This is a genomic window from Pseudoroseicyclus sp. CXY001 (assembly GCF_041714655.1).
Classification (GTDB): Bacteria; Pseudomonadota; Alphaproteobacteria; order Rhodobacterales; family Rhodobacteraceae; genus Pseudoroseicyclus_A.
The window spans coordinates 668,950-682,267 of record NZ_CP168219.1 but is presented as its reverse complement, the minus strand read 5'-3'; the positions used below and the strand labels follow the sequence as shown (position 1 = coordinate 682,267).

Here is a 13,318-nt window from a genome sequence, read left to right as displayed (position 1 = left end):
ATCCCTCCCTCAGGCGACAAGCGCGGGGGCGCGGAGCCGGCGCATGACCCGCCCCCCGCCATCGAAGACATGCACGGCCTCGGGCGCCACGCCAAGCGCCAGCGTCTCGCCCTCATGGATCGGCGCGTCGCCGGGCAGCATGGCGCAGAAGCGGCCGCCGCCGGGCTCGGTGCCATAGGTGACGGCGGAGCCGCCGAGGCGTTCGAGCACCTCGACATGAAGGCTGAGGTCGCCGCCGAGGCGCAGATCCTCCGGGCGGATGCCGATCTCGACGGCATCGCCTGAGGCCGCCCCGCCGGCCTCGACCGGCAGCACCATGCGGGCGCCGCCCGGCAGCTCGACGGCGAGCCCGCCGGGCTCGGTGCCGAGCACCTGGGCCGGGATGAGGTTCATGTTCGGCTGGCCGATGAAGGTGGCGACGAAGCGGGTGGCGGGGTGGTGGTAGAGCTCCATCGGCGAGCCGAATTGCTCCACGCGGCCGCCGTTCAGCACGACGATGCGGTCGGCCATCGTCATGGCCTCCACCTGGTCATGGGTCACATAGACCATCGTCGCATTGAGCTCGCGGTGGAGGCGCGAGAGCTCCACCCGCATCTCACCGCGGAGCGCGGCGTCGAGGTTCGACAGCGGCTCGTCGAAGAGAAAAACCTTGGGCTGGCGCACGATGCTCCGCCCGATGGCGACGCGCTGCCGCTGCCCGCCGGAAAGCTGCCCGGGCTTCAGCTTCAGCTTGTCGGTGAGCTGCAGGATGCGCGCCGCCTCCTGCACCTTGGCGTCGAGCGCGGCCTTCTCCAGCTTCGCGACGCGCAGCGGGAAGGCGATGTTCTCGTAGACCGAAAGATGCGGATAGAGCGCGTAGCTCTGGAAGACCATCGATATGCCGCGGTCGACCGGATGGGCGCGGCTGACCTCCTGCCCGTCGATGAAGATCTCGCCGGAGGTTGCCTCCTCCAGCCCCGCGACGATGCGCAAAAGCGTGGACTTGCCGCAGCCCGAGGGCCCGACGAAGACGACGAATTCCTTGTCGGCAATGGCGAGGTCGATGTCGTGGAGGACCTTCGCCTCGCCGAAGCTCTTGGAAATGCGGGAAAGATCGAGCGTCGCCATGCCTGCCTCTTCGCTGGTCTTGGTGGCGGCGGGCGCCTCTTTGGAGCCCGCCGCTGGATATGCCGGGGGCGGCGGGCCTGAAGGCCCGCCGCGGTGGCGCTTACATCGCGTCGTCGAGCTCTTCGCCGGCGATGGTCACGAGGTTGTCGACGGTGTCGTCATCGAGGATCGTGCCCTGCACCATGTTGGTGAAGACCGATTGCAGCGAGCGGAAATCCTCGACGAGCGGCTCGGGGCCGCCGGCCTCCATGCCGGCCATGAAGACCTGCCAGTATTCGTCGTCCTGGTAGTAGGGCGCATCCCAGCCGAGATCTTCATACTTGAAGATCGGCGTCAGGCCCCAGGACTGGTCGAGGTCGTACTGGCTCTCGCCGGTGGCGAGCGCGGCGGCCAGCTCCTGCGCCAGCTCCTCGTGGCCGGAGCCCTTGAGGACGACGATGGCGTCGGTGATCAGGATCGAGCCGGATTCCCCATGCGGCCCGTGCGGGACGGGGGCGACGAGCTGGTTGATGTCCTCGTTGTGCTGACCGCGGCCCCAGGGGCCCTGCACATACATGGCGATCTGGCCGTCGTTGAAGAGGTCGCGGAGCTGGTCCCGCTCCCAGGCGGTCGGGCCTTCCTGCGCCACGGCGACGAGGTCGTGCACGAATTGCAGCGTCTCGCGGGTCTCTTCGCTGTCGAGCATGTTCTCGCCCGTCTGCGTGTCGATGACCGTGCCGCCGTTCGAGTAAAGGTAGTTCAAGAACTGGTGCATCGTGTTGTCGAAATCCTTGCCGGCAAGGCCCACGCCCGCGGCATCGGTGTTGTCGACAACGGTCTGCGCGAGGGCCAGCATCTCGTCCCAGGTCTCGGGGGCGACGCATTCGGCGCCGGCTTCCTCGACGAGGTCGCAGTTCACGAAGAGCGCCTTGGTCGAGAAGGCATGCGGCCAGCCGTAGACCTCGCCTTCGATCATGACGGTCGAGAGGACGCCGGGCTGATAGGCCTCGCGCAGGTCATCCGGGATCGCGGCGGGCACGATCAGGTCGTTGTTGACCATCTGGCGCAGCGTCCGGCTGCCCATGTAGGCGACCGACGGCGGGTCGCCGGCGGCGGCGAGGGTCAGCGTCTTGTCCTGGCAGGTGCCCCATGGCACGGCCTCGACATTGACGGTCACGCCCTCATGGGCGGCCTCGAAATCGGCGACGGCCTGCTCGTCGGCCGGGCGCAGATCGCCGCACATGATGAAGCTCATCTCGGTCTCCTGGGCGAAGGCCGGCAGCGCCGTGCCGCCGAGCAGCACGGAGGCGAGTCCCAGAGTTTTCAGCTTGGTCATGATATTCTCCCTGTTGAGTGACCTTGCGGATTATTCCTTCACGGCACCGGCGGTGAGGCCGGCGACGAGGTACTTCTGAAGAAAGAGGAAAATGATCAGCACCGGCAGCACGCCGGTGAGCGCGGCTGCCATCATCTCGTTCCAGGTGACGTTCTGGTAGCCGATGAACTCGTAGAGCCCGGCCGGCAGCGGCTGGTATTCCCGCGTCTGGTTGAAGGTGATGGCGAAGAGGAACTGCTGGGCATAGGCGCCGATGAAGACGGCGACGCCGACGACGATGAGCCCCGGCACCGCGAGCGGCAACACCACCCGGCGGAGGATGTAGAGGCGCGAGGCGCCGTCGACATAGGCGGCCTCCTCCAGCTCCAGCGGGATCCGCTCGAGATAGGAGCGCAGGAGCCAGATGCCCTGCGGGATGAGGAAGGCCACACCCGGCACGATCATCGACCAGTAGGTGTTGAGAAGCCCCAGCGTCCGCAGCACCCGGTAGAGCGGGATCAGGAGCACGGCGCCGGTGAACATGTTCACCGCGAGGAAGATGGCGAGCGAGGCGTTCTTGAAGGGAAAATCCAGCCGCGCGAAGGCATAGGCGGCGGGGATCACGAAGATCATCGTGATCAGCGTCACCATCCCCGAGATATAGACGGAGTTGAAGATGTAGCGCCCGAGAAGCGGCACCGTCTCCCACATCCGGCTGTAGGCGCCGAAGGAGAAATCGTCGCTCCAGAACTGGTAGGGCGAGCGAAAGAGATGCTCGAGCGGCCGGAGCGAGGCGAAGAACATCTCCGCGAACGGGAGGAGCATGAAGACGAGCAGCACGAAGATGGCGGCATAGATGCCGACGAGCTGCAGGGGAGAGTACTTGTCCATCATTCCCGGCCCGTCCCGAACTGGCGGTTCACCCGATTCAAAACGAACAGGTAGAGAAGAGAGAAGGCGCCGAGGATCGCGACGATGACCACGGCCCGCGCCGAGCCCTCACCGAACTTGAAGTTGCCGATGGCGGTCTCGTAGGTGTCGATGATCAGCGTCGTCGTGGCGCCGCGCGGCCCGCCGTTGGTCAGGATCCAGATCACCTCGAAGGAGTTGAAGGTCCAGATCACGCTGAGGAGCATCATCGAGATGATGACCGGCAGGATCTGCGGGATCGTGATGCGCCGGAAGCGGTACCAGCGGCTGGCCCCGTCGACCCATGCGGCCTCGTAGAGGTCGCGGCTGACGCCCTGCATCGCGGCGAGGAAAAAGAGCGTCACCATGGGCGTGCCGACCCAGACATCGGCAACGATGCAGGACCAGAAGGCCGAGCCCTTCTGTGCTAGGAATTCGTAGGGGCCGTCGGTGATGCCGACCCTTTGCGAGATGCCGGCGAGGATGCCGAAATGGCCGTTGTAGAGCCAGAGCCAGCCGATCATGCCGATGGCCACGGGGATCACCCAGGGCGGCATGATGAGCGTGCGGAAGAGCGCCCGGCCCGGCACGGCGGCATTGAGGAGCGAGGCGGCGATCAGCCCCATGACGAGCTTCAGCGACACCGAGAGCGCCATCCAGAGGAAGGTTCGCCCGATGATCTGCCCCGTCTGCCGGCGCGCGAAGAGGTCGCGGTAATTCTCCAGCCCGACGTAGTTCTCGCCGATCATGCGGGCGTCGGTGAAGGAAAGGCGGATGGTCTCCACCAGCGGCCAGGCGACGATGACGGCGATGAAGGCCATGGCCGGCGCGATGAGCACCCAGGCGAACCAGCGCTCGCTGATGCCGCGGCGTGCGGCGCGCGGGGCCGGTGCAAGGACGGCCGTATCGACCTGAGCTTCGGACATGCCACCCCCTGGCTGCCTGGCGCCCCTCCCCGGGGGCGAATCGCTGTCGTGAGAGAACGATACCAACGCGTCACAAAAAAGCTACCAATATGATACCAAAAATCACAAAGCGCACGATTGCCCTTGTTTTGCGCTTGTTTCTCGCGGTCGGCTTCGGCTAACTCAAGGCGAGAGCCGGGCATTGGTATTGTCCGGAAATACCAGTGAAACGGGGGAAAAGATGGCAGAATCCGCCGACGGCGCCGGCCTCTACGCCCCCGATTCGTGGCTGAAGGAGGGGCGCGGCCCGCGCTACCTGCAGCTCTCCCGCCATCTCGCCGCCGCCATCGGCTCCGGCACGCTGGAGCCAGGCGCCCAGCTTCCCGCCGAGCGCGAGCTGGCGGAGCTGGCGGAGGTCTCCCGCGTCACCATCCGCAAGGCGGTCGCCCAGCTCGCCGCAGACGGGCTGATCGAGCAGCGCCGCGGCGCCGGCTCCTTCGTGCGGGCCTCTGGCGGGCCGCGGCTCGAGCAATCGCTTTCGACGCTGGTCTCCTTCACCGAGAACATGCGCGCGCGCGGGCGCGCGGCCTCCTCCGTGATCCTCTCCCGGGGGGTGCATCCGCCGAGCCCCGAGGAAAGCGTCGCCCTCGGCCTCGGCCCCGCCGACCCCGTTGCCCGCATCGCCCGCCTCCGCTCGGCCGACGGCGTGCCGATGGCGCTCGAGCATTCCTCCCTGCCGGCCGACATCCTGCCCGACCCGGCCCGGGTCTCGACCTCGCTCTACGAGGTGCTCCGCGCCTCGGGGACGGCGCCCACCCGCGCCATCCAGCGCGTCGCCGCCATCGCCATCTCCGCCCGCGAGGCGGAGCATCTGTCGATGCCGGAGGGCGCCGCCGTCCTCAAGATCGACCGCACCGGCTATCTCGCCACCGGCCGCCCCATCGAATTCACCCGCGGCCTCTACCGCTCCGACATCTACGACTTCGTCACCGAACTCCGCCTCGACATCTGAGCCCGCCCCGATGACCCCATCCCGCCCCCTTCATCTGACCGGAAATATGCCGGGGGGTCGCCATTGAGTGCGCCATTGGTTCAAGCACCAATGGCGACGGGGGCTGGCCCCCCGGCCTCTCCACCAGCGACACGCCCGAGGACCTCATGCCCGACTTCACCGCCCGCATCGACGCCGACACCATCCGCTGCGAGATCACGGCCTCCGAGCCGCTCGCCGCCCCGGTCTTCTGCTTCTCGCTGATGGCCCCCGGCGCCGTCGTCTCGGGCGGGACGCTGATCCGCTCGCTCGGCTCCTGGTGCGAGGTGGCGCTGCCCGACCTCGCGCCGGGCCGGCCGCATGAGGTGGTCCTGCGCTATGCCGGCGGCTTCTCTCCGAAGAACCGCGCCTGGCTGCCGCTCGGCCCCTACCTCCGCCACGCGGGCGGCATCACGCCCCTACCCCCCGGCCCCGCCGGCGTGCGCCCCGCCCCGGCGCCGGAGCCGCGCCCCGCCGAGGGCCTCGGCCTCTGCCCGCCGCCCTCCGCCTGGGCCCCCGCCGGCGGGCGGCTCGACCTCTCTCGCGGCATCGCCACATCCGACGAGGCCTTCGAGGCCGTGGCCGCCATCCCCGCCGTCTCGCGCCTGACCGAGGCGCCGTTCCTCTCCCCCGCCGGCGCGCCCCTCATGCTGACCGAAGACCCCTCGCTCCCGCCCGAAGGCTACCGCCTGACCATCGCGCCCGGCGGGCTCACCCTCGCCGCCAGCGCCCGGGCCGGGCGCTTCTACGGGGCCGTGACTCTCCGCCAGCTGCAGATCGTCCATGGCGACAGCCTGCCCACCGGCGAGATCACCGATGCCCCGCGCTTCGGCTGGCGGGGCCAGCATCTCGACTGCGCGCGGCATTTCTTCGAGGTGGAGACGATCCGGGACCTCCTGGGCGTCATGGCCCTCTACAAGCTCAACCGCTTCCACTGGCATTTCGCCGATGACGAGGCCTTCCGGCTCGAGGTCTCCTCCTACCCCGAGCTCTGGCAGAAGACCGCCTTCCGCGGCGAGGGCGAGGCGCTGCCCGGCCTCTTCGGCGGCGGCCCGCGGGCGGGCGGCTCCTATTCGAAGGACGACGCCCGCGCCCTCATCGACCACGCGAAGCGCCTCAATATCGAGATCCTCCCCGAGCTCGAGATCCCCGCCCATGCCCTCGCCCTCAACGCCGCCATCCCGGGCCTGCGCGATCCGGCCGACAACGGCGCCGAGACCTCCGTGCAGGGCTACAGGGGCAATTCCATCAACCCGGCCCTGCCGAAGATGTGGGAGGTGACGGAGGCGCTGACGGCCGAGGTCGCGGAGCTTTTCCCCTTTGGCCATCTGCACCTCGGCTGCGACGAACTGCCCGAGGGCACCTGGGAGGGCTCGCCCGCCGCCGCCGAACTGAAAGAGCGCGAGGGGCTGGAGACGACGGACGACCTGCAGGGCTGGACCATGGCGCGCCTCGCCGCCGGGCTGGCGGCGCAAGGCATCCGCCCGGCCGCATGGGAGGAGGCGGCGCGGGGGGCGCAGGGCGGCATCGGCAACGGCGCCATCCTCTTCTCCTGGACCGGGCAGGGCCCGGGGCTGGACGCGGCGCGGGCCGGCTACGACGTCGTCATGTGCCCGGGCAAGAACGCCTATTTCGACATGGCCCATTCCGCCGATCCGGACGACTGGGGCGCCGCCTGGGCCGCCATCATCCCGCTGGAGGAGACCGTCGCCTGGCAGCCCGTGCCGCCGGGGGCGGAGGATGTCGCCGACCGGATCATCGGCGTCGAGGGCTGCTTCTGGGGCGAGTTCACGACGCGGGACGCGGAGCTCTGGCCGATGATCCTGCCCCGGATGCTGGGCATCGCCACCAAGGGATGGAGCGACGCGGACGGCCCTGCGCTGCGGGCACTGGCGGAGGCGCATGCGGCGGCGCTGGCTGGTCCGTGGGGCTGGCACTACGGCGCCTGAATGGCGCCCCGTTGCGCCGCGCCGGTTTCCTGATAATTTCTATCGGAGATTCACGCGGCGCCCAGACCGGCCCGCCCCTGCCAAGGAAGGCCCGGCGATGCAGCACCCCCGGCCCGCGCCAATGCCGCCCGGTGACAGCGCCCGGGGGGCGGAGCTGGACGCCGCCCTTCGCACCTTTGCCGCCCTGCCCGCCAACCCGCCGGAGACCGCCTTCGAGACCCGGCAGGGCGTGGCCCTCGTGCCGCCGCCGGGCGCCATACGCCTCTGCGACCTCGCAACCTGCCTGCCCGCCTGGGGCGCGGCCGCCACCGATGGCACGCCCGAGGCCGATGACAAGCTCCGCGCCGCCTATCTCATCGGCCGCCTCGCCCCGGCGGCGCTGCGGCCCTTCGCGGCGCTGATGCTGGCGGGCCATCTGCCCGCGCACCTGCCGGCGGAGGCACTGGCGCTGACGCTGCGCACCGAGCCCTGGCAGGGGGCCGACCGGCTCTACCAGATCGCGATCTTTGACGTGACGCTGCTGCCCGGCATCCGCCTCGGCGCGCCCGATGGCGCGGCCGCCGGCGACGCCATCGCCGGGCTCTTCGCGCCGGTGGTGACGCTCCTGTCGCGCGCCTGGCGGCTCGGGCCGGCGGCGCTCTGGCGACTCGTCGGCGATGCGCTTTCGCAGCTCCTCCTCGAGGAGGGCCGGCGGCGCGACGAGGTGGAGCGGGCCAGCGCCCTGGCGCTCGAGATCCTCCACCGCGAGGGCTCGCCGCTCCATGCGCCGCAGCTCCGCTTCACCGATGTCAGCCTGCCCGAGCGGCCCGACATCTCAGAGCGCTTCCGGGTGCGGGGCGGCTGCTGCCGCTACTACACGGTGCCGGGGGGCAGTTACTGCACCTCCTGCGTCCTGCGCGACGACGAAAGCCGCGAGGACAGGCTTCGCGCCCACCTGCGCGCGACCCGCCTCACGGCCTGAAGGTCTTCGGGACACGTTTCGGGCCCCGGCCGCAGCGGGGGTCCGAAGGCCCTACACTCAGCGCCAGCCGAGCCCCGGCGCCACATGGGTCAGGATGCTCTCCAGCACATGCACGTTGTACTCGACGCCGAGCATGTTGGGCACGGTCAGGAGCAGCGTATCGGCCTCGGCAATCGCCTCGTCGCCCTTCAGCGCCTCGACCAGCTTGTCGGGCTCATCCGCATAGCCGCGCCCGAAGATGCCGCGGAAGTTGTCGATATGGCCGATCTGGTCGCTCTCCTTGCCGCCCCGGCCGAAATAGGCGCGGTCCATGTCGTTCATCAGCGCAAAGATCGAGCGGCTGACCGAGACGCGGGGCTCGCGCTTGTGTCCGGCCTCCTTCCACGCCTCGCGGAAGAGGCGGATCTGCCGGGCCTGCTGAACGTGGAAGGGCTCGCCGCCCTCGTCGACCTTCAGGGTCGAGCTTTGCAGGTTCACCCCCATCTTGCCGGCCCATTCGGCCGTGGCATCGGAGGCGGAGCCCCACCAGATGCGATCGCGCAGCCCTTCGGAATGCGGCTCGAGCCGCAGGAGCCCCGGCGGGTTGGGGAACATCGGGCGCGGGTTCGGCCGGGCGAAGCCGCGGCCCTCCAGATGCTCGAGGAAGATCTCGGCATGGCGCCGCGCCATCTGCGCGGCATCCTCGCCCTCGGCGGGCTCGTAGCCGAAGTGCCGCCAGCCGTCGATCACCTGCTCGGGCGAGCCGCGCGAGATGCCGAGCTGCAGCCGCCCGCCGGAGATGAGGTCGGCCGCGCCGGCATCCTCGATCATGTAGAGCGGGTTCTCGTAGCGCATGTCGATGACGCCCGTGCCGATCTCGATCTTCGAGGTCCGCGCGCCGATGGCGGCGAGAAGCGGGAAGGGCGAGGCGAGCTGCCGCGCGAAATGGTGGACGCGGTAGTAGGCCCCGTCGATGCCGAGCTCCTCCGCCGCGACGGCCAGCTCGATGGATTGGGTCAGCGTGTCGCCGGCCGTCTGCAGGGGCGAGCCGGGCTCGGGGTTCCAGTGCCCGAAGGACAGAAAACCGATCTTCTTCATGGGGGTCCCTTTGCGATCATTGGGCGGTCATTGCGTCACGTCGGCGCAATCTAGGGGCGGTGGCGCGCGGCGACCATGCCCCCAAGGGCCGTGGCTGCCATGCAGTCCGCTCATGAGGCGCCGGTGCGGCGGCGGACGGTGCGGCGGAGCACCAAAAATATCTGCACCACGCTTGAACCCTCTTGCGCCCGATCCTCTCGCAGGGTCACGTGCGCAAACAGTAAGGTCAGATTTTCAAAATTTTTTTCGAAAGCCAAGGCGATGAGAATCCTTGTCTGCACGCATCACCTCCATACCTGGGCCGGCTCGGAGCTCGTGGCGCTCGAACTTCATGATGCGCTGGCGGAGGCCGGGCACGAGGTGTCGCTCTTCTGCCCCTTCGCCGATCCGAAATTCGTCACGCTCGCCCTGCCCGACTGGCAGGCTGTGCTGGCCGATCCGGCATTGGTCGATCTCGGCGCCTATGACGTCGTCTTCGATCTGCATCAGACCATCGTGCGGCTTCTCGGCCCGGCGGCGCTCGACCGGCTCGGCAGCCCGGCGCGGCCGGCGATCGTGCAGCTCCACCTCTCGCCGAGCGAGTCGCTCGAGGCGCCGGGCGTCGTCTTCGAGCCCGGCTTCGCCGATCTCGTCCTCGCCAATTCCGAAGAGACGCGGGCGGCGCTCGTGGACAAGGGGCTGAGCGATGTGCGGCTCTTCCAGAACCCCGCCCCCGCCGCCTTCGCCGGAGCGCCGGCGCCGGACGGGCCGCTCCGGCGGATCCTGTCGGTGTCGAACCATCTGCCGGACGAGCTGTCGGCGGCGCTGACCCGGCTCTCCGGCGAGGGGGTGGAGGTGATCCGGCTCGGCCATCCCGGCGTGAGCCGGCGGCTCCTGCCGGAAGACCTGGCGACCACGGATGCCGTGGTGAGCATCGGCAAGACCGTGCAATACGCGCTTCGCGCCCGGCGGCCGGTCTTCGTCTACGACCGCTTCCAGGGCCCTGGCTGGCTGCCGCCGCTGACGGAGGAGGCCGAGGCGAACAACTTCTCCGGCCGCTGCACGCCGGTGCCGCGCAGTGCCGAGGCGCTGGCGGCGGAGATCCGGGACGGGTACGAGGCGGCCCGCGCGGCCGTGGCGGACCTGCAGCCGCAGGCGCTCCGCCGCTTTCATCTCGAGATCCAGATCGAGGAGGTCCTCGCCGAGGTCACCGCCCGCGCCGCCGCCCGCACCCCGCCGCCCGCGCCGCTTCCGCCCGAGACGCGGAGCGCCCTGCGGCGGGAGGCGGGGATCCTCCGCGCCATCGACCGGGAATACGAGGAGCGGCTCAAGCTGCCCACGCCGCTCGATCCCTGGGATGTGCCGGCCATCGATCCGCGCATCGAGACGGTGATGGTGCGGGATCCGGCCCCCGGCCAGCCGCTGGTCATGGCCGCCTTCTCGTCGCGCTACGACCGGCATCTGGTGCCGGGCCTCGTCGAGAACCTCTCTCCGGCCGTGCATGGCTATGTGCATTATGACGACCAGGGCGCCGAGGAGGCCCTCAGCAACGAGGCGATCCGCCAGCATGCGCTTGTCGAGGCCGCCCGGCAGGCGGGCGCGCGCTGGGTGCTCGCGGTCGACCCCGACGAGCGCTTCGAGGACAGGCTCGCCGCCGAGATGCCGGCGCTGACGACGCTCTACGGCCCGGTGGTCTGGACCTTCCGCTGCCGCGAGATGTGGGGGCCGGACCGCTACCGGATCGACGGGATCTGGGGCGGGCGCAGCCGCGCGCGGCTCTTCCCCTGCCTGCCTGGCATGGGGCCGGACGGCAAGGCGCTGCACGGCGCCTGGACGGCCAACGAGTGGCGCCTGTCGCAGCGCGACACCGGGCTCTCCTTCTACCATCTGCGCATGGCCTCGGCGGAGCGGCGCAAGCTGCGGCGCGGGCTCTATGCCGCGAATGACCCGGGCCGGCGCTTCCAGACCGTCGGATACGATTACCTCGATGACGAGACGGGGATGCGCCTCGTCACGATCCCGCAGGAGCGGCGGTTCTCGCCGGCCTTCACCGACGACGGCGGGCTCTGGGCGGCGCCGGGGACGACCTTCGATCCCGCGGCGAGCGCCAGCCGCGACCCGCTGCCCCAGCGGCTGCGCTGGCTGGCCGAGACACGCCGCCGGGGCGGGCATGTCGCCGCGCTCCCCGCCGCGCGAGAGCTCGCGGCGGCGCTGCCCGGCGACGTGGAGATGCAGCTCCTCGCCGCCGATACGGCGCTGCAGGCCGGGGAGGCGGAGGAGGCGCTGGGCTACGCCCGGCAGGCCGAGACGATGCAGCCCGAGCCGATCCTCGCCCTGACAATAGCCGCCGAGGCCCTCATGGCGCTCGGCCGCGTGGAGGAGGCGGAGGAGGCCCGCGCCGCCGTCGCCGAGCTCCTGCCGCCGGGCGCCGAATCCGCCCGCGGCCCGCTACCCGGCGAGGCGGCCTGGCGCCGCTGGGTGACCGGGCCGGCGGAGGTCACCGAGCCTAAGGTGCCGGCCGAGAGCGACCTTGCCGCCATCGTCATCGGCCTCGGCGCGCCGGCGAGCCTTGCCGCCGCGGTCGCCTCGCTCCGCCAGGGCGGCGCGGCGCCGGAGATCGTCGTGGTCAATTCCGGGGGCGGCGACGCGCGGGCGGCCCTCGGCGATCAGGCGCCCTTCGTGCGGCTCGTCGCGGTCGAGGAGCGGCTGATGCCCGGCGCCGCCCGCAATGTCGGCATCGACGCGAGCCGGGCGCCCTATGTCTCGTTCCTCGCCGCCGATTGCCTCGCCTCGCCGGGCTGGACGGAGCGGCGCCTCGCCCTGCACCGGGCCGGCCATGCCGCCGTCTCGGCCGGGGTCACTCCGGCGCCCGACCTCGCGCCCCTGCCGCTGGCGGCGCATCTGCACATGCATATCTCGCGCGACCCCGCGGCGCCGCTCGCCAGCCAGCTCCGCTACAGCCTCTCCTATGACCGGGCGCTCTTCGGGAGCCATGGCCACTTCCCGCCCGGCGCGCGGATCGGCGAGGATACCGCGTTCAACGACGCGATCCGCGCCGATGTCGAGATCGCCGACGACCCCGAGCTCTGGCTCCGCCATGACGACCCCGAAACGCTGGAGGCGCTGCTGGACGACACCGGCCGCCGCGCCGCGCGCCGCGTCTTCCACCGCAGCTTCCCGCGGGTGCGCAGCGAGGGCGAGCTTCAGGCGCTCGCCCGGAAGATCGCGGAAAGGCGGGGGGAGGCGGCCAAGGCGCTCCTCGCCGCCTATCCCGACCATGCCGCCGAAAGCGGCGAGGTGGCCGCGCTGATCGACAGGATCGTCGAGGCCGACAGGGAGGCGACGCTGAGCGCCGGCCGCGAGCTGCTCGCCGCGCAGGCCGAGATGGCGCAGGCGCAGGCGCTCGCCGGCCGCGACCTCCCCGCCGCCCGGGCACTTGCCGAGGCCGCGGTGGCGCGCGCGCCGCAGGTCCATGCGCTCCATGCCGCCGCCGTGCGCCTGCATGCGCGGGCCGGCGCGGACGGCGGCGAGGCCGTGGCCCGTGCCGCGCGCCGGGCCATCGACATCCACCCCGGCGATGCGACGGTGCTGGTGAGCGCGCTCAAGGCGCTCCTCGAGCTGCACCGCGTCGGCGCGGCGGCGGCGCTCCTGAGCCACGCGCTCCGCCTCGCGCCGGGCAACCTCGACGTGCTCGCGGCGGCGAACCGCTTTGCCGGGCCGCGCGTCATCACCTGGCGCCTGTCGATCCTGCAGCGCGCCTTCCTGCGCGCCCCCGACGGGCGGTTCGATGCGGGCAAGATGAACGAGGCGATCGCCATGCTCCATCGCCGGATGGACAACGGCCCCGCCGCCACCGCCCGCGACCGGCTGCGGCGGCAGCTCGGCTGACGCGACGGCATGTCGGAGCCGGGCTTCGGGCGAGCAAATCCGCCGAGCAAACCGCTTGTAGCCTGCCAAAATTTTTCACTATCCCGTTGAGGCTGCGCGCAGCCGGTCTAGCTAGGTTTTCCAGTGCAGAGCGAGTTTAACCCTTTGTTAGCCATCGCGATGCACTCATGGGTTGCGGTCCTGGGCGCCGCGAAAAAGCCCGTGTCAGCATTGAGTGAA

At 70.6% G+C, this 13,318-nt stretch carries 9 protein-coding genes; 4 read left to right on the top strand and 5 right to left on the bottom strand.

All coding sequences use genetic code 11. The features are described 5' to 3' along the window. Window positions 1-9: 9 nt before the first annotated feature. From ACAZ03_RS03475 to ACAZ03_RS03460, 4 genes are all read right to left on the bottom strand, one after another. Window positions 10-1,107, bottom strand: coding sequence for an ABC transporter ATP-binding protein (locus ACAZ03_RS03475; protein ID WP_373355972.1), 1,098 nt, complete (start codon window positions 1,105-1,107; stop codon window positions 10-12). 100 nt (window positions 1,108-1,207) lie between these two features. Further along, entirely contained in the window at window positions 1,208-2,422 is a 1,215-nt protein-coding gene (locus tag ACAZ03_RS03470) for a sugar ABC transporter substrate-binding protein (RefSeq protein WP_373355971.1), read from the bottom strand. Window positions 2,423-2,452: 30 nt separating this feature from the next. Then, window positions 2,453-3,295 carry a carbohydrate ABC transporter permease gene (locus ACAZ03_RS03465; RefSeq protein ID WP_373355970.1) on the bottom strand — a complete coding sequence of 281 codons (843 nt, stop codon included), beginning with the start codon at window positions 3,293-3,295 and terminating at the stop codon, window positions 2,453-2,455. Then, window positions 3,292-4,236 (bottom strand): carbohydrate ABC transporter permease, encoded by a 945-nt coding sequence (locus ACAZ03_RS03460; protein WP_373355969.1) that lies wholly within the window; start codon window positions 4,234-4,236, stop codon window positions 3,292-3,294. The genes ACAZ03_RS03465 and ACAZ03_RS03460 overlap by 4 nt, the downstream gene beginning before the upstream one ends. Window positions 4,237-4,456: 220 nt before the next feature. Here ACAZ03_RS03460 and ACAZ03_RS03455 point away from each other — a divergent pair, with 220 nt between their 5' ends. The 3 genes from ACAZ03_RS03455 to ACAZ03_RS03445 all read left to right on the top strand — a co-directional run bounded on the left by ACAZ03_RS03455 (window position 4,457) and on the right by ACAZ03_RS03445 (window position 8,155). Next, complete coding sequence (locus ACAZ03_RS03455; RefSeq protein ID WP_373355968.1) at window positions 4,457-5,227, top strand: GntR family transcriptional regulator; 771 nt, start codon at window positions 4,457-4,459, stop codon at window positions 5,225-5,227. 146 nt (window positions 5,228-5,373) lie between these two features. Beyond that, window positions 5,374-7,194 carry a beta-N-acetylhexosaminidase gene (locus ACAZ03_RS03450; RefSeq protein ID WP_373355967.1) on the top strand — a complete coding sequence of 607 codons (1,821 nt, stop codon included), beginning with the start codon at window positions 5,374-5,376 and terminating at the stop codon, window positions 7,192-7,194. 121 nt (window positions 7,195-7,315) lie between these two features. Next, window positions 7,316-8,155, top strand: coding sequence for a (2Fe-2S)-binding protein (locus tag ACAZ03_RS03445; protein ID WP_373355966.1), 840 nt, complete (start codon window positions 7,316-7,318; stop codon window positions 8,153-8,155). Window positions 8,156-8,212: 57 nt separating this feature from the next. On the opposite strand, the gene ACAZ03_RS03440 is transcribed toward ACAZ03_RS03445, so the two are convergent. Then, window positions 8,213-9,232 (bottom strand): LLM class flavin-dependent oxidoreductase, encoded by a 1,020-nt coding sequence (locus ACAZ03_RS03440; RefSeq protein WP_373355965.1) that lies wholly within the window; start codon window positions 9,230-9,232, stop codon window positions 8,213-8,215. 261 nt (window positions 9,233-9,493) lie between these two features. On the opposite strand from ACAZ03_RS03440, the gene ACAZ03_RS03435 reads away from it, so the two are divergent. Further along, on the top strand, window positions 9,494-13,099 hold the full coding sequence (locus tag ACAZ03_RS03435; protein ID WP_373355964.1) for a glycosyltransferase: 3,606 nt from the start codon (window positions 9,494-9,496) through the stop codon (window positions 13,097-13,099). Window positions 13,100-13,318: the final 219 nt, after the last annotated feature.